The sequence below is a fragment of the Vermiculatibacterium agrestimuris genome (genome assembly GCF_943193085.1).
GTDB lineage: Bacteria > Bacillota > Clostridia > Oscillospirales > Oscillospiraceae > Vermiculatibacterium > Vermiculatibacterium agrestimuris.
In genome coordinates, this window is the sequence record NZ_CALPCU010000007.1 from 67488 (window position 1) to 89069 (window position 21582).

At 59.0% G+C, this 21582-nt stretch carries 23 protein-coding genes and 1 pseudogene; 20 read left to right on the forward strand and 4 right to left on the reverse strand.

Features of this window, described 5'->3' with window-relative positions; translation table 11 throughout:
- Window positions 1-55: 55 nt before the first annotated feature.
- From NFR87_RS03820 to hisE, 13 genes and pseudogenes are all read left to right on the forward strand, one after another.
- Complete coding sequence (locus NFR87_RS03820; protein WP_251446603.1) at window positions 56-2755, forward strand: transglycosylase domain-containing protein; 2700 nt, start codon at window positions 56-58, stop codon at window positions 2753-2755.
- Window positions 2756-2955: 200 nt separating this feature from the next.
- Window positions 2956-3396 carry an ACT domain-containing protein gene (locus tag NFR87_RS03825; protein ID WP_251446605.1) on the forward strand — a complete coding sequence of 147 codons (441 nt, stop codon included), beginning with the start codon at window positions 2956-2958 and terminating at the stop codon, window positions 3394-3396.
- Window positions 3397-3422: 26 nt separating this feature from the next.
- Entirely contained in the window at window positions 3423-4637 is a 1215-nt protein-coding gene (locus NFR87_RS03830; protein ID WP_251446607.1) for a homoserine dehydrogenase, read from the forward strand.
- Between the two features lie 62 nt (window positions 4638-4699).
- On the forward strand, window positions 4700-5932 hold the full coding sequence (locus tag NFR87_RS03835) for an aspartate kinase (RefSeq protein WP_251446609.1): 1233 nt from the start codon (window positions 4700-4702) through the stop codon (window positions 5930-5932).
- A 116-nt stretch (window positions 5933-6048) separates the two neighbouring features.
- A pseudogene (gene hisZ, locus NFR87_RS10500) lies at window positions 6049-6981 on the forward strand (ATP phosphoribosyltransferase regulatory subunit); the annotation flags it as partial.
- A gap of 45 nt (window positions 6982-7026) precedes the next feature.
- A complete protein-coding gene (hisG, locus tag NFR87_RS10505; RefSeq protein WP_251446672.1) occupies window positions 7027-7662 on the forward strand; it encodes an ATP phosphoribosyltransferase in 636 nt (211 codons plus the stop codon).
- A complete protein-coding gene (gene hisD / locus NFR87_RS03850; RefSeq protein WP_251446611.1) occupies window positions 7656-8942 on the forward strand; it encodes a histidinol dehydrogenase in 1287 nt (428 codons plus the stop codon). The genes hisG and hisD overlap by 7 nt, the downstream gene beginning before the upstream one ends.
- Window positions 8939-9547, forward strand: a complete 609-nt coding sequence (gene hisB, locus NFR87_RS03855; RefSeq protein WP_251446614.1) for an imidazoleglycerol-phosphate dehydratase HisB — start codon at window positions 8939-8941, stop codon at window positions 9545-9547. The genes hisD and hisB overlap by 4 nt, the downstream gene beginning before the upstream one ends.
- Complete coding sequence (hisH, locus tag NFR87_RS03860; protein WP_420910701.1) at window positions 9547-10155, forward strand: imidazole glycerol phosphate synthase subunit HisH; 609 nt, start codon at window positions 9547-9549, stop codon at window positions 10153-10155. The genes hisB and hisH overlap by 1 nt, the downstream gene beginning before the upstream one ends.
- Window positions 10152-10871 (forward strand): 1-(5-phosphoribosyl)-5-[(5-phosphoribosylamino)methylideneamino]imidazole-4-carboxamide isomerase, encoded by a 720-nt coding sequence (hisA, locus tag NFR87_RS03865; protein ID WP_251446617.1) that lies wholly within the window; start codon window positions 10152-10154, stop codon window positions 10869-10871. The genes hisH and hisA overlap by 4 nt, the downstream gene beginning before the upstream one ends.
- Window positions 10865-11620 (forward strand): imidazole glycerol phosphate synthase subunit HisF, encoded by a 756-nt coding sequence (gene hisF / locus NFR87_RS03870; RefSeq protein WP_251446620.1) that lies wholly within the window; start codon window positions 10865-10867, stop codon window positions 11618-11620. The genes hisA and hisF overlap by 7 nt, the downstream gene beginning before the upstream one ends.
- A 17-nt stretch (window positions 11621-11637) precedes the next feature.
- Window positions 11638-11973 (forward strand): phosphoribosyl-AMP cyclohydrolase, encoded by a 336-nt coding sequence (hisI, locus tag NFR87_RS03875; RefSeq protein WP_251446623.1) that lies wholly within the window; start codon window positions 11638-11640, stop codon window positions 11971-11973.
- A gap of 2 nt (window positions 11974-11975) precedes the next feature.
- A complete protein-coding gene (hisE, locus tag NFR87_RS03880) occupies window positions 11976-12302 on the forward strand; it encodes a phosphoribosyl-ATP diphosphatase (RefSeq protein WP_251446626.1) in 327 nt (108 codons plus the stop codon).
- A gap of 55 nt (window positions 12303-12357) precedes the next feature.
- Here hisE and NFR87_RS03885 read toward each other — a convergent pair whose 3' ends face one another.
- On the reverse strand, window positions 12358-13140 hold the full coding sequence (locus tag NFR87_RS03885) for a suppressor of fused domain protein (RefSeq protein ID WP_251446629.1): 783 nt from the start codon (window positions 13138-13140) through the stop codon (window positions 12358-12360).
- Between the two features lie 153 nt (window positions 13141-13293).
- On the opposite strand from NFR87_RS03885, the gene ruvC reads away from it, so the two are divergent.
- From ruvC to NFR87_RS03920, 7 genes are all read left to right on the forward strand, one after another.
- Window positions 13294-13833 carry a crossover junction endodeoxyribonuclease RuvC gene (gene ruvC / locus NFR87_RS03890; protein ID WP_251446632.1) on the forward strand — a complete coding sequence of 180 codons (540 nt, stop codon included), beginning with the start codon at window positions 13294-13296 and terminating at the stop codon, window positions 13831-13833.
- 11 nt (window positions 13834-13844) lie between these two features.
- Window positions 13845-14450: a Holliday junction branch migration protein RuvA gene (ruvA, locus tag NFR87_RS03895; RefSeq protein ID WP_251446635.1), complete on the forward strand. Its 606-nt coding sequence runs from the start codon at window positions 13845-13847 to the stop codon at window positions 14448-14450.
- The gene (locus tag NFR87_RS03900) at window positions 14451-14783 is read left to right on the forward strand and encodes a DUF6054 family protein (RefSeq protein ID WP_251446638.1); all 333 of its coding nucleotides are present in this window, start codon (window positions 14451-14453) and stop codon (window positions 14781-14783) included. It abuts the gene before it with no gap.
- Between the two features lie 29 nt (window positions 14784-14812).
- On the forward strand, window positions 14813-15859 hold the full coding sequence (ruvB, locus tag NFR87_RS03905) for a Holliday junction branch migration DNA helicase RuvB (protein WP_251446641.1): 1047 nt from the start codon (window positions 14813-14815) through the stop codon (window positions 15857-15859).
- A gap of 15 nt (window positions 15860-15874) precedes the next feature.
- Complete coding sequence (gene glmM / locus NFR87_RS03910; RefSeq protein ID WP_251446645.1) at window positions 15875-17227, forward strand: phosphoglucosamine mutase; 1353 nt, start codon at window positions 15875-15877, stop codon at window positions 17225-17227.
- Between the two features lie 128 nt (window positions 17228-17355).
- Window positions 17356-17919, forward strand: a complete 564-nt coding sequence (locus NFR87_RS03915; RefSeq protein WP_251446648.1) for a sigma-70 family RNA polymerase sigma factor — start codon at window positions 17356-17358, stop codon at window positions 17917-17919.
- A 150-nt stretch (window positions 17920-18069) separates the two neighbouring features.
- The gene (locus tag NFR87_RS03920) at window positions 18070-18354 is read left to right on the forward strand and encodes a zinc-ribbon domain containing protein (RefSeq protein WP_251446651.1); all 285 of its coding nucleotides are present in this window, start codon (window positions 18070-18072) and stop codon (window positions 18352-18354) included.
- A gap of 88 nt (window positions 18355-18442) precedes the next feature.
- Here the strand turns inward: NFR87_RS03920 and NFR87_RS03925 are convergent, their stop codons facing one another.
- The 3 genes from NFR87_RS03925 to NFR87_RS03935 all read right to left on the reverse strand — a co-directional run bounded on the left by NFR87_RS03925 (window position 18443) and on the right by NFR87_RS03935 (window position 21474).
- Complete coding sequence (locus tag NFR87_RS03925) at window positions 18443-20104, reverse strand: recombinase family protein (RefSeq protein WP_251446654.1); 1662 nt, start codon at window positions 20102-20104, stop codon at window positions 18443-18445.
- An 85-nt stretch (window positions 20105-20189) separates the two neighbouring features.
- A complete protein-coding gene (locus tag NFR87_RS03930) occupies window positions 20190-20366 on the reverse strand; it encodes a transposon-encoded TnpW family protein (protein ID WP_251446657.1) in 177 nt (58 codons plus the stop codon).
- 124 nt (window positions 20367-20490) lie between these two features.
- Window positions 20491-21474 (reverse strand): rolling circle replication-associated protein, encoded by a 984-nt coding sequence (locus tag NFR87_RS03935; RefSeq protein WP_251446660.1) that lies wholly within the window; start codon window positions 21472-21474, stop codon window positions 20491-20493.
- Between the last annotated feature and the right edge of the window lie 108 nt (window positions 21475-21582).

A 21582-nucleotide genomic window follows, 5' to 3' on the forward strand; every position in this document is an offset into this window, starting at 1 on the left:
TACCTTTGTCGTTCCCTGTTTTTGACAATCTGCCTATGGAAACGGAGGTGTCAGCATGCCTCAAGAGCATATGCCGGAGCCGCAGGAGCACCGGAATCAAACGCCGCCCCGCACGAGCCAGAAAAAGAAGCCCAAGTGGAAGAAGATCGTAAGACGGGTGTTGACCGTGATCGGAACACTGTTTCTGATCTTCGTTATCACCTGTTCCTTCCTGGCCTGCTTCGCCGCGGTATACATCAAAAATGTCATTCTGCCCGACACCGAGGTGGATATCGCGCAATATGGCATGAAGCTGTCCAGCACGATCTACTATATCGACCCGGAGACAGGCCGGGAGGTGGAGTATGAGACCCTCCACGGCGACCAGAATCGGGTATGGCTGGAATATGACCAGCTGCCTCAGAATTTGATCCACGCCGCCGTGGCCATTGAAGACCGCCGGTTCTACCAGCATCACGGCGTGGACTGGCTGCGCACTGCGAAGAGCGTGCTGACCATGTTTACCGGCGGACGGATCCAGGGCGGCTCTACCATCACACAGCAGTTTATCAAAAACTACACTCAGTATGACGATGTGACGGTGAAGCGAAAGATCCTGGAGATCTTCCGGGCATTGGAATTCGACAAGAAATACTCCAAGGACACCACCCTGGAGTGGTACCTCAACTATATCTTTTTCGGTCACAAGTGCTACGGCGTATATACCGCATCTTATTATTATTTCGGCAAGGATGTGACACAGCTGAACCTGGCCGAGTGCGCCAGCCTCATCAGCATCACCAACAATCCGTCCCTCTACGACCCCTATACCAATCCGGAGAACAACACCACCCGCCGCGGTTACGTGCTGGACGCCATGGTACGGGACGGCTATATCTCCCAGGAAGAGTGCGACGCGGCCAAGACGGAGGTGCTAGACTTCCACAGCGGCCAGAGCGACGGCCAGCAGAGCGCCCTCTACAGCTGGTACACGGAACAGGTCATCACCGACGTGACAAAAGACCTGATGGATCAGTATTATTACTCCGAGATCGCGGCCCAGGACATGGTGTACTCCGGCGGACTGAAGATCTACGCCTGCATCGACCCCAAGGTACAGGCGGCGGTGGACAACATCTATTCCAACACGGAAAATCTACCCTATACCTCTGCGTCCGGGCAGCAGCTCCAGTCCGCCATTGTGGTGGTGGATCCCCAGGGCAATGTGTCCGCACTGGCGGGAAAAATGGGGGAGAAGACCGCGGAGGATACCCGCGGGTACAACATGGCCTCCCGGGCTCAGAGGCAGCCGGGCTCCTCCATCAAGCCCTTGGCGGTCTACGCGCCCGCTTTGGAGATGGGGCTGATCAATCCCTATTCTGTCTTTGAGGATGGCCCTCCGATGCTTTTGAACGGTGACGCCTGGCCCTCCAATGTAAACCACCGCTACACCGGGCAGATGACGGTGTCCCGGGCCGTGGCGGACTCCACCAACACGGTGGCGGTACGGGTGCTCCAGAAAGTGACGCCTGAGGTGGGCTTCGAGTATCTGCTGGACAAGTTCCACGTTGATCCCGACCATTTGGTCATCAGCAAGGAGATCAACGGCCAGAATTTTTCCGATATCGGCTATTCTCAGATGGCGTTGGGCGGCCTCACCAATGGCGTAACGACCCTGGATATGGCGGGCGCCTATGCGGTGTTCCCCAGAAACGGCGTGTATGTGGAGCCCAGAACCTACTCCCGGGTGGAGGACGCCAATGGCAAGACACTGCTGACCAAGGGCACTGAGGGCGAGCCTGTACTGAAGGAAAAGACCGTCTATTATATCAATGAACTGCTGAAGGGCGTGGTCAATGGGGGCGGCGGCTCTGCCGCCGGCATCTCCGGTATGACCGTCGCGGGCAAGACCGGCTCTACCACCGCCAACAATGACCGGTGGTTCGTGGGCTATACGCCCTACTACACCGCCGCCGTATGGGTGGGCTACCGCACACCGGAGCGGGTACGGGTCTCCGGCGACAACCCGGCGGCCGTACTATGGCGAAAGGTCATGACGCAAGTTCATGAAAACCTGGAAAACAAAGATTTTCCAAGGCCTGACGGACTGGTACAGTTCGAGTACTGTATAGACACCGGCCTGCGGGCTACCGACGAGTGCCGCAGCGATGTGCGGGGCAGCCGGGTGGCTTTGGGCTATGCCTTCCCGGAGGATATCCCGTTGGAGGATTGCACCGCCCATGTCATGGTGGAGGTCTGCACCGCCGATCCGATCTTGAAGGAGGACGGCACTGCTACAGGCCGCTATCATCTGGCTGGAGAGTTTTGCCCCGAGGTGACCTGGAATGAGGACGGCACCGCCAATATGGGCAAGATCAGCGTGGCGGTGTTGGATATGGAACGGGAGTATATTGGAGATGTACACCCGGAGGACGACGCCTATTTCCTGGCCTCTCTGGAGGAGATCGGGCCTTGCACCGTCCACACCTCGGAGATTCCTGTGGAGCCTGTTCCTTATGACCCCAGAGACTTCGACATCACCAATCCTTCCACGTGGCCTTCCAAGGAGGACGACCCCAACTTCGACGCCAGCGACCCCTCCACATGGCCCACCGCCGGGGGGCATACGCCCCGGCCCGTGGAAAGCGGAGAGCCGGGTCACACCCCAGAGCCCGGCAACAACGGTGATGAGCCGCCGGTGAGCCACTTCACCCCGCCCCCTGTTCTGCCTGTGGAGTCGCCCGACGACGAGCCGCTGCTCCCACCGGGCGCCTGAATATTACCCCCATGGAAAGGGCGCGCTTTTGGCGCGCCCTTTCGTAATTTCCGGCAAAAATCTTCCCCTTGGGGCAGGATAAGTTGGATAGTTTTTTGCTCTATTTCCCGTTGCGTCAAAGAGGTGGTCGTGATACAATATACCACAGCACACGAACAAATGACTTTCCCGTGTGGACACAGAAGGGGGCTCATCATAAAATGGGAACACGATCCCAATACTTTATTGTGGAGGCAGCGGCACTGCCGGAAATTTTTTTGAAGGTGGCGGAGGCCAAGCGGCTTCTGGAGGTGGGCGAGGCCCAAACAGTGAATGAGGCGGCGCAGAGTGTCGGGATCAGCCGCAGCGCCTTCTACAAGTATAAGGACGCGGTGCGGCCCTTCAACGACATGGGCAGCGGACGCATCGTCACCTTTCAGATCCTGCTTAAAAACGAGCCGGGCGTGCTCTCGGCGGTGCTCAACAGCTTTGCCCGGTGCGGCGCCAATATCCTGACCATCAACCAGGGTGTGCCGGCCGGAGGGAGCGCTGTGGTGAACATCGGCGCGGAGACCTCGGGACTTGTGATGACCATTGAGGAGATGCTTTCCAGAGTGGCCGTTGAGACGGGGGTCGTACGCTGTGAGATACTGGCGGGCTAAGCGCCCAGCATGAAAGGAGAGACATTATGGCAAAGGTCGCTGTACTGGGCTTTGGCGTGGTGGGCTCCGGTGTGGCCGAGGTGCTTCGGCGCAACGGGGCGCACATCGGTCAGAAGCTTCACTCCAGCGTGGAGCTGAAATATATTCTGGATCTGCGGGACTTCCCGGACAGTCCCTTTTCCCACATGGTGATCCACGACTTCTCCATAATTGAGAACGATCCGGAGATAGAGGTCGTGGTGGAGACCATCGGCGGAGCGGGGATCGCCAAGGAATACACCCTGCGGGCCCTGCGGGCAGGCAAGAGCGTGGTCACCTCCAACAAAGAACTGGTGGCCGAGCACGGGTACGAGCTGATGAAGCTGGCCCAGGAAAAGGGCGTCAGCTACCTATACGAGGCCAGCGTGGGCGGGGGGATCCCCATTATCCGACCGCTGAAGCAGTGCCTGGCCGCCAACGAGATCAGCGAGATCTGCGGCATCCTCAACGGCACCACGAACTATATCCTCACCCGGATGATCCGGGCGGGCCTCAGCTTTGACGCGGCGCTGAAGGAGGCACAGCAGAACGGCTATGCCGAGGCCGATCCCACCGCCGATGTGGAGGGCCACGACGCCTGCCGGAAGATCTGCATCCTGGCCTCTCTGGCCTTTGGGCGGCATATCTACCCGGAGCAGGTTCCCACGGAGGGCATCTCCGGGGTGTCCCTGGCCGATGTGGCTTACGCCGACTCCTGCGGCAAGAAGATCAAACTGCTGGGCCGGGCCATTTTGGGGGAAGACGGAAAGGTGCGCGCTTTCGTGGCGCCCCATCTGGTCGGCAGCGAAGCCCCTCTGGCAGGGGTAGAGGATGTGTTCAACGCCATCACCGTCAAGGGAAACGCCATCGGGGACGTGATGTTCTATGGCAGGGGCGCGGGGAAGCTGCCCACCGCCTCCGCTGTGGTGGCTGACGTGATGGACGCTGTAAGCCGTCGGGATCGGCCCAAATTTATGGATTGGGGGCCAGGAGGCAAAGACGTGACTCTGCCCCCCGACGATGTGGCCAGCCCCTGGTATGTCCGGGCGCACGCGCCGGCAGAGGCGCTGCGCGCCGCTCTGGGAGAGGTCACCGTACTGGCCCGGGCCGGCGCGCCGGAAGAGGAGACCGCCGTGCTGGTGCCCGCCATGATGCGAAATGCGCTGGAGGAAAAACTCTCCGGCATAGCCGTCACAGCGCTGTTCCGGGTACTGGAGGACTGACCGCGAATGTCCCGGCGGCATAAAATAGGACGTGGAAACCTGTAAGGGGGTAACTATTTCATATGGGACTCATTGTTCAGAAATTCGGCGGCAGCTCTGTTGCGGATTCCAATAAGATCCGCAATGTAGCCCGCATTATTACCGAGACATACCGGCGGGGACACAATGTGGTGGTCGTTCTCTCCGCTCAGGGAGATACCACCGACGATCTTATCACCAAGGCCGCGGAGATCAACCCCAAGGCCTCCAAGCGGGAGATGGATATGCTTCTGTCCACAGGCGAGCAGATCTCCTGCTCCCTGTGTGCCATGGCCATCGAGGCCATGGGCTATCCGGTGGTCTCTCTCACCGGCTGGCAGGCGGGGATGCAGACCAACTCCACCTATGGAAACGCCCGCATCAAGCGGGTGTCCACCGAGCGTATCCTCACCGAGCTGGATCGGCGGAGCATCGTCATCGTCACCGGCTTCCAGGGCATCAACAAGTACGGTGACATCACCACCTTGGGCCGGGGCGGCTCAGACACCTCGGCGGTAGCCCTGGCGGCCAGTCTCCACGCTGACCTGTGCCAGATCTACACCGATGTGGACGGAGTCTACACCGCCGATCCCCGGCTGGTGCCCCAGGCCCATAAGCTCCAGGAGATCACCTTTGATGAGATGCTGGAGCTGGCGACCTTGGGCGCCCAAGTACTCCATAACCGTTCGGTAGAGATGGCAAAGCGTTACAATGTCAATCTGGAGGTGCTCTCCAGCTTTTCCGGTAATCCGGGAACAAAAGTCAAGGAGGTTGTGAAAATCATGGAAAAATCCCATGTCAGCGGCATTGCCAAGGATAAAAACACCGCCCGCCTGGCCCTGGTGGGCCTGGCTGACGAGCCGGGCATTGCCTTCCGCATCTTCTCTTTGCTCTCAAAGGAGAAGATCAATGTGGATATTATTCTGCAGTCCATCGGCCGGGAGGACAAGAAGGACATCAGCTTTACCGTGGCCAAGAGCGATACCGAGGCCGCCAAGCAGATCCTGGAGGAGAACCGGGAGTATATCGGCTTCGACCACATCGACGTCAATGACAACATCGCCAAAGTCTCCATCGTAGGCGCCGGCATGATCAACAACCCCGGCGTGGCCGCCGGCATGTTCGAGGCGCTGTTTAACGCCGGCATCAATATCCATATGATCTCCACCAGCGAGATCAAGGTCTCTGTGCTGGTGGATCTGGCCGATGCCGACAGGGCCGTCCAGGTCGTCCACCGCAAATTCTTCGACGACAACGGGATGCAAAGCGCCATGTAAGCGCGCCTTTATCCGAAAAAGAGACGGGGGAAATTCCCCGTCTCTTTTTTCCTATTGACAGGGAAGGGATAATGTAGTATATTAGCGTGGTAAAGCATAAAAGTGAGGGATCATTCATGAACGTGATCGCAACACCGGAAGGCACCAGAGACCGGCTTTTCTCCCAGTGCAGAGATCTCCGCGCCGTACAGGGGAAGCTGATCCATCTTTTTCGGGAGATGGGCTATGCAGAGATCAGCACTCCGGAGGTGGAGTACTACGACCTCTTCCTTCAGTCTGGGAACCCCATTCCCCAGGAGGCCATGATGAAGATCGTGGACCGCTCCGGGAAGCTGATGGTGATGCGGCCTGACTGCACCGCCCCCATCGCCCGTGTGGCGGCTACCAAACTGAAAAATGAACCGCTACCCCAGCGTCTCTACTACAACGAGACTGTGTTCCGCTCCGGGGCCGCCCATCGGGGCGGTTCCAGCGAGATCCCTCAGTGCGGCATTGAGCTTTTGGGCGCGGGGGGCATCCAAGCCGATGTGGAGGCGGTGTCCCTGGCGGTGGAAGCTCTGGCGGCGGTCTGCCCCCAGGGGTTCCACATTGAGTTGGGCCACGCCGGGCTCTTCCGGACTCTGGCCGGCCAGATGGAAATGAGCGACACGCAGATCGAGGAGATGCGCGAGCTTATTGAAGGCAAACACTTTGCCGCTCTGGATGAGTTTCTGCTGCCGTACCGGGATAAAAGCGCTTACGCCCTTCTCTCCCGGCTTTCCCGCCTCTTTGGCGGGGTAGAGGTGCTGGAGGAGGCAGAGGCGCTGATAGGCCCCCGGAAGGAGCTTACATACCTGCGGGAGCTCTATGAGGCGCTGAAGGCAGCTGGCTGCGGCGCCCATGTCCGCTTTGATCTGGGCCTCGTCCATCAGATCGATTACTACACCGGCGTGGTCTTTCGGGGTTATGCCAGGGGTGCAGGAGCCAGCGTCCTCTCCGGCGGCCGGTATGACAACCTGCTGGGGGCCTTTGGCCGCAGCGCTCCCGCCATCGGCTTTGCGGTCTATGCGGACTTGGTGACAAGCGAAAATACAGTACAGCCCTCCGAGGCCCGTCTGCGGCTGGCGCTCACCAAGGGGCGGCTCCAGGACAAGACGGTGGCTCTTTTGGAGCAGGTGGGACTGGACTGCTCTCCGGTGAAGGATCCCGGACGGCGGCTCATCCACCGGCTGCCCAACTATCCTCTGGATGCAGTGCTGGCCAAAGCACCCGACGTCATCACCTATGTGGAACACGGGGTCTGCGACCTGGGCGTGGTAGGGAAGGACACCATTCTGGAACGGGGGGAGAGCCCCTTCTATGAGGTGCTGGACTTGGGCTTCGGCAAGTGCCGCTTTGCTTTGGCCGTAAAAAAGGGGAGCGATTTCTATGGCACTTATAAGACCCGTAGGATCGCCACCAAGTACCCAAATGTGGCCCGGAAGTTTTTTGAGGACAAGGGCATGGACGTGGAGATCATCAAGATCGAGGGCTCGGTGGAGCTGGCGCCCATTTTAGGGCTGGCCGACGCCATCGTGGATATTGTGGAAACCGGCGCCACTTTGAAGGAAAACGGCCTGGAGCCCATCGAGGATGTGGCCCCCGTCTCCGCCCGGCTTATCGTCAATACCGCCGCCATGAAATTAAAGAAGACGGAGATCTTGGACTTTATCGGCAAATGTCAGGCCGGTCTGGAGGGAACAGGATGCTGAACATCGTTTTTGCCGACGGCGCGGGGGAAAAGGCCGTCATTGCCGCCATGCGGGAGCGGGCGGCTTCGGCTAACGGAACCATCGAGGCCGCTGTTCGGGCCATTATGGAGGATGTAAAGGCAGAGGGCTTTGCAGCAGTTGAGCGGTACACCCGCGAGTTTGACCACAAAGTCCCCTATGAAATTTCCAAGGAAAAGTTGGACGAGGCATATGCCCGCTGCCCCAGGGAACTGATCGCCGCTTTGGAGCATGCCGCCGCCAACATTCGCGCCTACAACGAAAGGTTCCTGCCCAAGACGGAGTTCTGGAACTCTCCCGACGGCGGAAAAGTGGGCCGGGTGGTTCGCGGCCTGACCCGTGTGGGCATCTACGTGCCCGGCGGAACGGCGGCCTATCCCTCTTCGGTTCTGATGAACGCCATCCCCGCCAAGGTTGCCGGGGTAGAGGAGATCATCATGGTGACGCCCCCCACCGACAACCTCAACGACGCGGTACTGGCCGCCGCCAAGATCGCCGGGGTAGACCGCGTTCTGGCTGTGGGCGGGGCTCAGGCGGTGGCCGCCCTGACCTACGGCGCCGGCTTCATTCCCAAGGTGGACAAGCTGGTGGGGCCCGGCAACGCCTATGTGGCGGCCGCCAAGCGGCTGGCCTATGGGAGCCTGGATATCGACATGGTGGCCGGCCCCTCCGAGGTGTTGGTCATTGCCGACGAGACGGCACAGGCCAAATTCGTGGCCGCCGACCTGCTCTCCCAGGCTGAGCATGACAAGCTGGCCTCCGCCGTTCTCCTCACCACCAGCAAGGCTTTAGCGGAGGCGGTAGACGCCGAGATGATCCGCCAGAGCGGATATCTGGAGCGCTCTGAGATCATGGAGTGTTCCGTTCGGGACTTTGGCTGCGCCGTCGTCACCAAGACTTTAGATGAGGCGGCGGCTCTGGCCAACGAGATCGCCCCGGAGCATCTGGAGGTGGTCACGGCAAAGCCGGAGGCTCTTCTGCCCAAACTTCGAAACGCCGGCGCGGTGTTCCTGGGCAGTTGGTCGCCCGAGCCTTTGGGAGACTATCTGGCCGGGCCAAATCATGTACTGCCCACCTCCGGCACCGCCCGATTCTTCTCGCCCTTGTCAGTGACCAGCTTTCTCAAGACCATGAGCGTCATCCAGTATGACAGAAAGGCCCTGGAGCCGGTAAAAGATGAGATCATCGCCCTGGCGCGGAGCGAGAAGCTTACCGCCCACGCCAATTCCATTCAGGTACGTTTTGAGGAGGAAAAGCCATGAATGTTCCCGTCTATACCGGAAATGAAACCCCAAGAGGTTATGTCATCTCCCGCAAAACCAAGGAGACCGATATCTCCCTGTCTGTGTGCCTGGACGGGGGAGAGGTGAAGGTGGATACCAGCATCGGCTTTTTTGACCATATGCTCACCGCCCTGGCCTTCTATGCCGGCTTCGGTCTGGATGTAAAGGCGGTCGGCGATCTGGAAGTGGACGCTCATCACACCGTGGAAGATGTGGGCATTGTATTGGGGCGGGCCTTTGCGGCGGCCCTGAAAGATAATCGGGGCATCGCCCGGTTCGGTGCCGCCTTTGTGCCTATGGACGAAGCCCTGTGCCGGGTGGTGCTGGACATCTCCAACCGCCCCTACCTGGTCTATGAGGCGGAGATGCCCCAGGCTATGATCGGCAGCTACGACGCCTGTCTCACCGAAGAGTTTATGCGGGCCTTTTCTATGAATAGTGGTATTACTTTACACATGAATGCCCTCTATGGCCGCAACGCTCACCACATCACCGAGGCGCTCTTTAAGGCGCTGGGTCTGGCCTTGAAGCAGGCCGTCAAGGTGGAGGGGGACCGCGTGGTCTCCACCAAGGGAGTGCTCTGATGGGACGCATCGCCATTGTAGATTACGGCGTGGGCAACCTGAAAAGTGTGGCTAACGCCCTGGAGATTTTGGGATTTTCCTCCGTCATCTCTGCCGACAGCGGAGAGTTGGAGCGCGCCGACGCCATCATCCTGCCCGGCGTGGGAGCCTTTCCCGACGCAGCGGAAAAATTGCGGGCCTCCGGACTGGACAGAGATATCCTTTTGCAGGCAGAAAAGAAGCCCATTTTGGGGATCTGCCTAGGCATGCAGCTTCTCTTCGAGGAGAGTTCTGAGGTGCGGCCCACCGCCGGGCTGGGGCTCATCCCCGGCCGGGTAGACTGGATCAAAACCGAATTTAAGCTGCCCCACATCGGCTGGAACAGCCTCACCTTTCAGAACGACTGTCCTCTGTTTCAGGGACTTTCCGACGGAGCCTATGTCTATTTCGTCCACTCCTACTGCGGCTATGCCGCCCGGGAATTGGATGTGGCCGCCCGGACGGATTACGGCACATCGGTGGTGGCGGCGGTGCACCGGGGCAATGTGTACGGCTGCCAGTTCCACCCGGAAAAGTCCGGGACGGCGGGACTTCAAATTTTACGCAATTTCGGGGAGTTGAACCAATGATCCTGTTACCGGCCATTGACTTGAAGGACGGCAAGTGCGTCCGTCTTCAAAAAGGGGAATTTGACACCGTCCACCAAGTGGCGGACAACGCCCTGGATACCGCCGCGGCCTTTGCCGCCGCGGGGGCGGAGTGGATCCACATGGTAGATCTGGACGGGGCGCGAAACGGGTTGCGGCGCAACGCTGCCATTGTCGCTCAAGTGGCGCAGAACGCGGGGCTGAAGGTGGAGCTGGGCGGCGGTATCCGCTCTATGGCCGATCTGGAGGAGATTTTTTCTCTGGGTGTGGAGCGGGCAGTCATCGGCTCCGCCGCCGTCAGCGATCCCGATTTCGCAGCCCAGGCGGCCGAGAAGTACGGCGAACACATCGCCGTGGGTATCGACTGTCTGGACGGACGGGTACGCACTGCCGGCTGGGAGAAGGACTCCGGGCTGGACGGCATTGCCTTCGCCAAGTCCATGGCGGCAATCGGTGTAAAGGTGATTGTCTATACAGATATCGCCACCGACGGGATGCTCTCCGGGCCCTCTTTCGCCCAGCTGGAGCACTTGGCGGAATCTGTCCCCTGCCGTATTGTGGCTTCCGGCGGGGTCACCACCCTGGCGGACGTAAAGCGGCTCCGGGATATGGGGCTCTACGGCGCCATTATCGGCAAAGCCTACTATGCCGGCACCATCGATCTGCCCCAGGCCATGAAGGAGTGTAACATATGTTAGCCAAGCGCATCATCCCCTGCCTGGACGTGAAAGACGGCCGAGTGGTAAAAGGGGTCAACTTCGTCAATATTCGGGACGCCGGCGATCCGGTGGAGCTGGCGAAATTTTACTCCGACCAGGGGGCGGATGAGATCGTCTTTCTGGACATCACCGCCACCAGCGACGCCAGAGACACCGTTGCCGATGTGGTGGAGCGCACCGCCAGCCAGGTCTTCGTACCCCTCACCGTCGGCGGCGGCATCCGTACGTTGGAGGATTTCCGGCTTCTTCTGCGGGCGGGGGCAGATAAAATTTCGGTAAACTCCGCCGCAGTCAGGGAACCCAGCCTTATCTCCCGGGCGGCGGAACGATTTGGCTCCCAGTGTGTGGTACTGGCTATCGATGCCCGGAGCAGGGGAGACGGCTCCTGGGAGGTGGTCACCGCCGGAGGACGCACTCCCACTGGGTTGGACGCGGTGGAATGGGCCCGCGAGGGCCAGCGGCGGGGGGCGGGAGAGATATTACTCACCTCTATGGATGCCGACGGCACCAAGGCCGGCTTTGACCTGCCTCTGACCCGGGCGGTGACCCGGGCGGTCTCCATCCCGGTCATTGCCTCCGGCGGCTGCGGCAGCTTAGCGCACTTCGCCCAGGTCTTTGAGGAGACCGGCTGCGACGCGGCCCTGGCCGCGTCTCTGTTCCACTTTGGCGAGCTGACGGTGCCGCAGGTGAAGGAATATCTGGCCGCTCAGGGGATTCCTGTGCGATAGAAAGGGAGGAGCGCTCCATGGTCACCGATTTTGATATAGATCTGCTTTTTCGGAAAGACGACCTGATCCCCGTCATCATCCAGCACGCACAGAGTGGGAAGGTACTGATGCTGGGCTTCACCAACAAAGAGGCGGTGGAGCTGACCCTGAAGACCAAAACCGCGTGGTTTTGGTCCCGGAGCCGGAAAAAGCTCTGGAACAAGGGGGAGAGTTCGGGGCACTTTCTCCATGTGAAAAAGATGATCACCGACTGCGACACCGACACCCTGCTCTACCTCTGCGATCCTGAGGGCCCCACCTGCCACACCGGGGCGGAGTCCTGCTTTTTCAATACCCTTTGGGAGGAAGAATAACCATGAATGATACGTTACAGCAGCTCTACCAGGTCATTTTGAACCGCCGGGCCGATCCCCAGGAGGGCTCCTATACCTGCTACCTCTTTGACAAGGGGCTGGACAAGATCTTGAAGAAGGTGGGAGAGGAGTGCGCCGAGACCATCATCGCCGCGAAAAACGGCGTTCAGGGGGATACGGTGGGGGAGATCTCCGACCTTATCTACCACCTGCTGGTGATGATGGCCGACCAGAATATCCCCCTCGCCGCCGTTATGGAGGAGCTGGATCGCCGGAGCCGGAAGATCGGCAATCTGAAGCAATTCCACACCTCCGATCACGAGACCTGAAAAAGGGATAAAAAGCCCCCGGTATTCTGGATACCGGGGGCTTTTCTCTTTTTCTTCAGTCTTCGGACGGGCCGTCCAACACTTCCTTGAAGTCGGCGCAGAAATTGGGGCGGTGGGGGTCTATCACGGGATTCATCGCTTTTTCCTCAAAGACCTTGTCCAGCGCCTCCATACCATATTTCAGCTTGTACTCGATCTCCTCTTTATAAGCGGGGATCACATTGTAGAGGTTGATCCGGCGGCCGTCCCCGGCGGCAATGCTGCCCAGCGGGCCATCACCGCCGCCGATCAGCACCACGCCGCCAAAGCCCACGCTGTCATCCAGCGGCGTATATTCCGGGCCGTTTGGCATAGTGTGGCCCCAGCCCAGCCAGGTGTGGTAGAGATGGGGGAACCGGGCCATAAATTTCAGGGTGCGGATGGGCCAATATGCCTCCTCCGGGGGCATCTCGTCCGGCCTGATCGGCCAGTCGCCAGGGAGGAAAAGAAAGACCTCCCCCAACGCCAAAGCCTCCCGGTGCTCCGGCTTGACCTCCTCCGGAATGGTCATGGGGAGATCGCTCATACCGGTGGTGTAGAGTACGAAAAACTTTTGCTCCTCGGTGGGCCACATGACATGGACGTCGATATGTACGATGTCGCTGATGATCTCATGGAGCACTCGGCTCTCCCGACCGGGGAAAAGCTCCTCGAATCGCTTCTCGATCTCTTCGGCGTAAACGCCTGCATTTTCAGGGATCTGGCGCTCCTCATTTTTGGGGCTATCATAACGGTAAATGGGGGAACCACCGGGGGTGACCCCCTTCTTTTTGCCAAAGAACTTATCCAGCAGACCCATCATCATGACCTCCTTGCAATGGTAACATTTTACTACGGAGCTTTTCTGCCTGTCAAGGTAGGCGCAGCCTCTTTTTTGTTGCGTTTCGGCGGTAATGATGGTAAAATTAGAAATTGGAAAAATATCGCCTTTCAGAGAGGAGAGAAGCGGAGGATGGTCATTCTGGGTATCGACCCCGGCTTTGCCATTGTGGGCTTTGGTGTGCTCTCCTCGGAAAAGGGAAGGCAGAGCCTTCTCTCCTGTGGGGCTGTCACCACACAGGCGGGAGTGCCGCTGCCTGCCCGACTGCTCCAGATCGAGGACGACATGGCCCAGCTTTTTGAGACCTTTCGACCTGACGCCATGGCCATCGAAGAGCTGTTCTTCAACAACAATATCACCACCGGCATCGGCGTAGCCCAAGCAAGGGGCGTCATCCTGACCGCCGCAGAGCGGGCGGGTGTCCCCATCTTTGAGTATAGCCCCTCGGAGGTGAAATTGGCGGTAACGGGCTATGGAAAGGCGGAAAAGCGGCAGGTCATGGACATGGTCAAGCGGCTTTTGGCGCTGAAAACTGTTCCCAAACCAGACGACGCCGCCGACGCGGTGTCCATCGCCCTGTGTCACGCCCGCTCGTACACCTCACGGCTCCAGCCCCCCGGCGCGGCAAGGCCGGGCAGCGGCCGGTATGCGGTGAAACATCCCAGTAAATAGGAGAGAAGCCCATGTTTTATTATGTCAGCGGAACGGTAGCCCACCTGGCCCCCTATCTGGCGGTCATCGACTGCGGGGGAGTGGGTTATGCCTGCCGAACTACCAATGTAACTCTGAGCGCCCTTACCGTGGGCAAGCCGGGAAAGCTCTATACTTATCTGAACGTCCGGGAGGACGCGATGGAGCTCTATGGCTTTGCCACTGAGGAGGAGCTGAATTGCTACAAGATGCTCATCGGCGTCTCCGGCGTGGGGCCCAAGGCGGCTCTTTCCATTCTCTCCTCCACACCGCCTGACCGGCTGGCCCTGGCCATCATCACCGGAGATGAAAAGGTGCTCACCTCCGCCCCCGGTATCGGCAAGAAGATCGCCCAGCGCATCATCCTGGAGCTGAAAGACAAGCTGGCCAAAGGCCAGCTGGAGAGCATGGCAGGAGAGAGCTACGGCGGTACCGGAGTCACCCTCATTCCGGAGAACAAGGTCAGTGAAGCCTCTGCCGCGCTGGCTGTGCTGGGCTACTCTCAAAGCGAGATCGGCGTCGCACTGAAGGGCATCGACCTGGACAGCTTGACGCTGGAGCAGATCATCAAACAGGCCCTGAGGAAAATGGTGAAGTAAATGGCGAAATACGAATGTCACCTAACGGGCGATTTTGACCATGTGCTGGATTACCTGGATACAGGTATCCTGCAGGGCAGCGACTCGGCCTCCTATGAGGACGGCAGCGACTATGCGCAAGGCGATTTCCGCTGTGCGGTACGGGTCTATGAGCGTTACAGCTTTTCCGGCGGCAACCGGGTAAGTCTGAATCTGACCCTGGTGGGCAGAGGAGAGGCGCTGTTCCTCTCCGCCATCACCTCCGGCGGCAGCCAGGCCATGTTTTTCAAGATCAACACCTGGGGCGAAGAGGCCTTTCTGGACAGGCTCCGGGAACTGGTGGAGTCCCTGTAAGACGACTACCTTCAAAAGGAAGTGAGCGCTTGAGCATCGATTTTTCCGACACCGGCTTCGAGACCGAGGAGCCTTTGGTGGCCACATCTCTCCTGCGGGAAGATGAAAACGAGGGGTCTCTGCGGCCCAAAACCTTAGTAGAATATATCGGCCAGGAGAAGGCCAAGGGAAACCTGGAGGTCTTCATCCAGGCCGCCAAGATGCGTTCCGAGCCACTGGATCACGTCTTGCTCCACGGCCCCCCAGGACTGGGCAAGACCACCCTGGCGGGCATTATCGCCAACGAGATGGGGGTCAACATCCGTATCACCTCCGGCCCCGCCATTGAAAAGCCGGGGGATCTGGCGGCCCTGCTGACCAACCTCAACGAAAACGACATCCTCTTCGTGGACGAGATCCACCGGCTCAACCGGCAGGTGGAGGAGATCCTCTATCCCGCCATGGAGGACTACGCCATTGACATCATTATCGGCAAGGGCCCCTCGGCCAACTCCATCCGGTTGGATCTGCCCAAATTTACCCTCATTGGCGCCACTACCCGTGCCGGTCAGCTGTCAGCGCCCCTCCGCGACCGGTTCGGCGTTACCCTGCGGCTGGAGCTATACTCGCCGGAGGAGTTGGCCAAGATCGTCTCCCGTTCGGCGGACATCCTGGAGGTGCCCATTGAAGGGGACGGCGCCATGGAGATCGCCCGCCGGAGCCGTGGCACGCCCCGGATCGCCAACCGGATGCTCCGCCGGGTGCGGGACTTCGCCCAGGTGCGGGCCGGCGGCGTGATCACCAGCCATGTGGCCGACGAGGCGTTGTCCGCCCTGGAGGTCGACCGGCTGGGGCTGGATGCCATCGACCGCCGGATGCTCACAAGCATCATCGAAAATTATCGGGGCGGCCCAGTGGGGCTGGAGACCCTGGCCGCCACTATCAATGAGGAGGCAGTGACCTTAGAGGATGTATATGAGCCCTATCTGATGCAGCTTGGCTTCATCACCCGCACGCCCAGAGGGCGGTGCGTCACCTCCAAGGCCTACGAACATTTGGGCATCCCCTTCCTGGGGATGGAGCAGATCACATTGTAAAGGAGCCTATCATTTATGGGTAAACTCTTTGGAACGGACGGGATCCGCGGGGTCGTCAACGAAACTCTTAACGCCGAGTTGGCCTTTGAGGTGGGCTGCGCCGCAGCCCAGGTGCTCTCCACGGCCACAGGGAAAAAGAAGCCTCTTTTTACCATTGGCAAGGACACCCGGATCTCCTCTGATATGCTGGAGGGGGCGCTGATCGCAGGGCTGTGCTCCGCGGGGGCGGACGTGCTCCACCTGGGGGTCATCCCCACCCCCGCGGTGGCGTTTCTCACCATTTCCAACAAGGCGGACGCCGGCATCGTCATCTCCGCCTCCCACAACCCCTTTGAGCACAATGGCATCAAAATCTTCAACAGTCAGGGCTTTAAGCTCTCTGACGCGCTGGAGAACGAAATCGAGGACATTGTGCTGTTCAACAAGAAATCCTCCCTTTGCACCGGTGCGGACATTGGAAAGGTGACCTACGCCGACCAGCAGGAGGCAGACGACTATATCGACCACTTGGTGGAGACGATCGACAGCGATCTGGCGGGAATGCGGATCTTGGTCGATTGCGCCAACGGTGCCGCCTCCGCCACCGCCGCCCGGCTCTTCGACCGGTTCCCCAAGCTTCACGCCGACATTATCAACGCCGATCCCGACGGGGTCAATATCAACCGGGATTGCGGCTCCACCCACATCGACCATTTGAGCGCCATGGTGACTGCGGGAAAATACGACATGGGCATCGCCTTTGACGGGGACGCCGACCGCTGCCTGGCGGTAGACGATGCCGGCGTGCTGCTGGACGGCGACCAGGTGCTGGCCATCTGCGGCGCCGACCTGCGCAGCAGGGGGGAGTTGGCGGGGGAGACCATTGTGGCCACCGTCATGAGCAATCTGGCCCTGCGCATCTATGCCAAGGAGCGGGGGCTCACCCTGCTGTGTACCGACGTAGGCGACCGGAACGTTCTGGAGGAGATGGAACGGGGGGGCTTCGTCCTGGGCGGCGAGCAGTCCGGCCATACCATCTTCCGCCGCTACGCCACCACGGGTGACGGGGAGCTCACTGCGCTCCAGCTCCTGGCCGTGATCCACAAGTCGGGCAAGCGGGCCTCAGAGCTGGCCGCCATGTGCCAGCGGTGCCCCCAGGTACTTGTCAATGTTCCCGTCGCCACCAAGGAAAAAAAGGCGCAGATCATGGATTCCCAGGCGCTTTTGAACGCAGTGGCCCAGGTGGAGGCGGAGCTTGCCGACACCGGACGGGTGCTGGTGCGCCCCTCTGGCACGGAAGCTCTCATCCGGGTCATGGTAGAGGCCAGGGAGGAGCATATTGCCCAGTCCAAGGCGGAGGAATTGGCGGATTTGATAAAAAATCTCTAAAATTTTTTGCTGAATGAGCATAATTGCCCAAAAATCCCTTGACAAACAGAAATTTTTTTGTTATATAAGAAAAGGAACGATGTGGCATGAAACCTCTTGACCAACAATCGGATGAAGCCTTGCGCGGAATGGCCGTGGCAGGCGACCGGGGCGCAGAGGAGTATCTTGTCGCACGCTATACTCAGCTGGTTCGGGCCTGCGCACGTCCCTATTTCCTTGCGGGAGGGGACAGCGAGGACTTGATCCAGGAAGGGATGATCGGCCTGCTCTCCGCCATCCGGAGCTTTTCTCCCGACAGAGAGGCCGGTTTCCGTACCTATGCGGAGACCTGTATCCGCAATCGACTCCGATCCGCCGTGCGTACCGCGGCAAGAGATAAGCACCGACCCCTAAACCACTCCATTTCCCTGGACGATCCTTTTTTCGACGGAAACCAGGATCCCCGCGCGTACAACGCCGTCTCTGACAGCCTCCAGGCTCCCGAAGATCTTCTCATCGGCAGAGAGGAGCGGGAGGGGCGCATGAAGGCTCTTCGCAATGTACTTTCTGGTTTTGAGAAGACCGTATTGGAGCTATACCTAGCGGGCCTTTCTCAAAGCGAGATCGCCCAGCGGGTAGGAAAACCCCTCAAATCGGTGGACAACGCCGTACAGCGCATCCGGCGCAAGGCGTCCGCTTTCTTTGCCCTGTAAACGGGCGTGTCCAGCCACGTCAGGTCTTGTAGGCTTGGCGGGTGTAACTTTCGGCGATTTCAGCGAAAGCTGAACGCAATATTACACTGACCCAGCACAAATCGGAATGTATCCGGGCCTGGGCAAACGAGTCGAAGAGAGGGTAAAATCATGTACGAAGACAAAACACTTGTATGCAAGGAATGTGGGCAGGAATTCGTGTTCACCGCCGGTGAGCAGGAGTTCTACGCTGAGCGTGGCTTCCAGAACGAGCCCCAGCGCTGCAAAGCCTGCCGCGACGCCCGCAAGGCTGCTGCCCGCGGCCCCCGTGAGTACTTCACTGCTACCTGTGCCCGTTGCGGCGGGGAGGCCAAAGTCCCCTTTGAGCCCAAGTCTGACCGTCCCGTGTACTGCAGCGAGTGCTTCGCCAAGATCCGCGAGGAGGAGCAGCAGTAAATCCAGTACGTAAAAAAGAGGAGACGCTTTTGCCGGGGTCCCATAAGGAAGTAAGATTGATTTAGTGAAACGGCGTAGTCTTTCGGGGCTACGCCGTTTTGCTGTCCAGCGTTTCAGGTATTGTTACCTCTCCCACCAGATTGTAGACCACTTGGACGAATTGGGAGCGGTGCCCGTTGACTTTCGTGGGAGCGTGGACTATTACCATCTTTATGAACTCGTTGACGATGGTGGGCGTCAGTTCCCGGACCTCCGTGTACTTCTTTACCAGGGCTATGAATTGGGCCACGTTTACGGCCTCCGCTTGCCCTTGTTCCAGGTCCCGGCGTAGTTCTCCCACCCTGGCCTCCAACTCCTGCTGTTCGGCTTCGTAGGCCCCAGAAAGGCGGTTATACCGTTCATCCGTCAGCTTGCCCGTGGCGTGGTCCTCATAGACCCGCTGGAAAAGCCCATCCAACTCCTTGACCCGCTTTTCCGCCTTGTCTAACTCGGCTTTCTTCCGGGCCAGTTCCCGCCGCTGTTCCTTGGCGTCCCTGTCCATCACCAGCCGGGTGAAGCCGTCCTCGTCCGCTTGCACATAGGCAATCGTGGCTTGGAGGTGGGCCAGCACCAGAGCCGTCAAAACCTTTTCCCGGATGAAGTGGATGGAACAACTGCCCGTGTTGCTCTTGTAGTTCGAGCATACATAATGGTCCTGATTTTCCGTCATGCTGTTGGACGTGCAGAAGTACAGCTTGCTCATACAGTCGGCACAGTAGGCCAGCCCGGAGAACAGCCCCCGCTTGCCCGTCTTGGTGGGGCGGCGTTTGTTCTTCCGCAACTCCTGGACCCGTTCCCAGGTCTCCCGGTCTATGATTGCCGGGTGGGTATTGGGAAAGACTTTCCATTTCTCCGGGGGATTTTGTACCCGCTTCTTGGACTTGTAGGACTTTTTGTAGCCCTTGAAGTTCACCGTACAGCCCAGGTATTCCATCCGTTCCAGAATTGCGGCAACCACCCTCTGGTCCCAGTCATAGGGGTCCGCTGGGGGCTTGGTAGAGATAGACCGCCCTTTTTCGGCCTTGTAGTGGGTAGGCGTCAGCACCTTGGCCGCTTTCAGCCGCTTGGCGATCTGCATAGGCCCCAGGCCCTCCATACACAGGCTGAATATCTCCCGTACCACCTGGGCCGCTTCCTCGTCCACTTCCCACTTGTATTTGTCCCCTTTGTAGCCATAGGGGATCTGGGTACAGAGCCTTTGCCCGCTGTTGCCCTTGTTGGTGAATACCGCCCGTATCTTCTTGGAGGTGTCACGGGGGTAAAACTCGTTGAACAACTCCCGCACCGCCACCATGTCGTCCAGGCCCTTGTCGCTGTCTATCCCGTCTGTCACGGCGATATAGCGGACCCCGTATTCCTCCGTGAAACGCTCCATAAGAGCGCCCACCACAAGGCGGTTGCGGCCCAGCCGGGAATGGTCCTTGACGATGATGGTCTTTACTCTCCCTTGCTCTACCAGGTCCATCATCTCCCGGAAGCCGGGGCGGTCAAAGTTCGTCCCGGTGTACCCATCGTCAGAGAAGAACCGGGGCAGGGGAAAATGATGGTCCTTGCAGTATTTCAAGAGAAAGTCCCGTTGATTGACCACGCTGACGCTGTCGCCGTCCAGTTCGTCCTCCTGGGAAAGTCGGTCATAGCAAGCTGTGATTTCACCCTCGGCGGGAAGATTGCCGGGGATAAATGCCTTTGTTCTTTCATCGTACTGCCACATAAATTTTACCCTCCTTTTGATGTGGCAGAACGGGCTTGTGGTATGCTTATATTATACCACCATTCTGCCGGAAAGTCCAGTATTATCAAGGCTTTCCCCGATTTTTGCCCTCGATTTCTTTTGTGAGCAGACGCCCGATTTTCTCCCTTGCGGTCTCCCTGGCCTCCGGGCTGAAATAGCCATAGACGGCGTACACCGTCCCGCCCATTTTCTTGAAGATGATGGGTGCCAGGACAAGGCCCGCTTTGTGCTTGTCGGTCATAATCGCCATTCCTTTCGTGTTCGTAATTTCTGGTTTGAAATTCGCCGTTTTTAGCGGTGGCCGTTGCGACGGCTGATTTTATAGGGGGTCAAAGGTGGCGGCTGGGGCCGCTGGATTTATGTGGTTAAGGGCCTGTGTCGGTAGGCCCTGCCTCTGGCTCTCCCGGTTGCTCAACGGTGGCTTCTTTGGCCTGATCCTCGGCCCTGGCCCGGTTGTACTGGCGGTAGTTTATGACATTTAAGGTCTGGCCCTCGCTGTCTGTCACGGCTATGGTTTTCTCATAGGTCAGAGGGGCTGACCCTATGATCTGCTGGGCCTCCCCCTCGGTCATGTGCAGCACTTGGGGCCGCTTCACGCCTCGGGAACAGCGGTAGAGATTGAAGCCGCTGGGGTACAGATGGAGCCTTGCCCCCTTTATCACGGCCTTTTTCTCCTTTCGGCTTTGCTCGTCCTCTGCTTCAACCTCTCCCAGCCGTCCCTGTGTCGTTCCGCTCATTACCGCCTCTATCAGTTCCATGTCGCCCAGGTAGGCGGTCAGATAGAGGCCGGGGTTGTCCACTCCCTTTAGGCTTTTGGTCTTGGTGAAGCCATGGCCCCATAGCTTTGCCATGTGTGCGTTTGGAATGAAGGGGGCCTTTTCCGGGAACAGGAGCAGCACATGAAGGTGCCACGCTCCCCGGCCTTGTGGCTCGGCGGCTGCTATGTACTCGGTGGGCGGGTGGCCCTCTTTTTTCAGATAACGGCGAAACCGCTTGATGAAAGCGTGGAAATCCTCATAGAGCCGCTGGGTGTCTCTCATGTTGGACTTATAGGTAAGTGTTATCCACAGGGCCGATTCCGGATCTGTCAGGTTTGTGTTGATAATGTCCCGGAGATTGCGGAGGCTTTGGGCCACGCTGGCCTTATCTTCGGCTCTGCTGGTAGCGTGCTGGAACAGTTCTACAACACCTGTGCGGAGGTCTATATACTTGTCGGCGTTCAGCTTTTGTATGGTGATCTCCGGGGGGGCGTGGGCGCTGTGGCGCACCTCTATGATGTTGCCGCATACCTTCACGGTGACGGGTGCTTTTGGGGCTGGTCGCTGATTGTCTATTCTTTGTATCTGCATGGGTTCTCCTGGGGCCATGCGGCCCAATGTTCATAAATAATCAAGTTAAAGGGGAGCGGCCCCGGTGGGGCCGCTCCCACGGGGGGGGGCTTTCGCTTCGCTTCACCC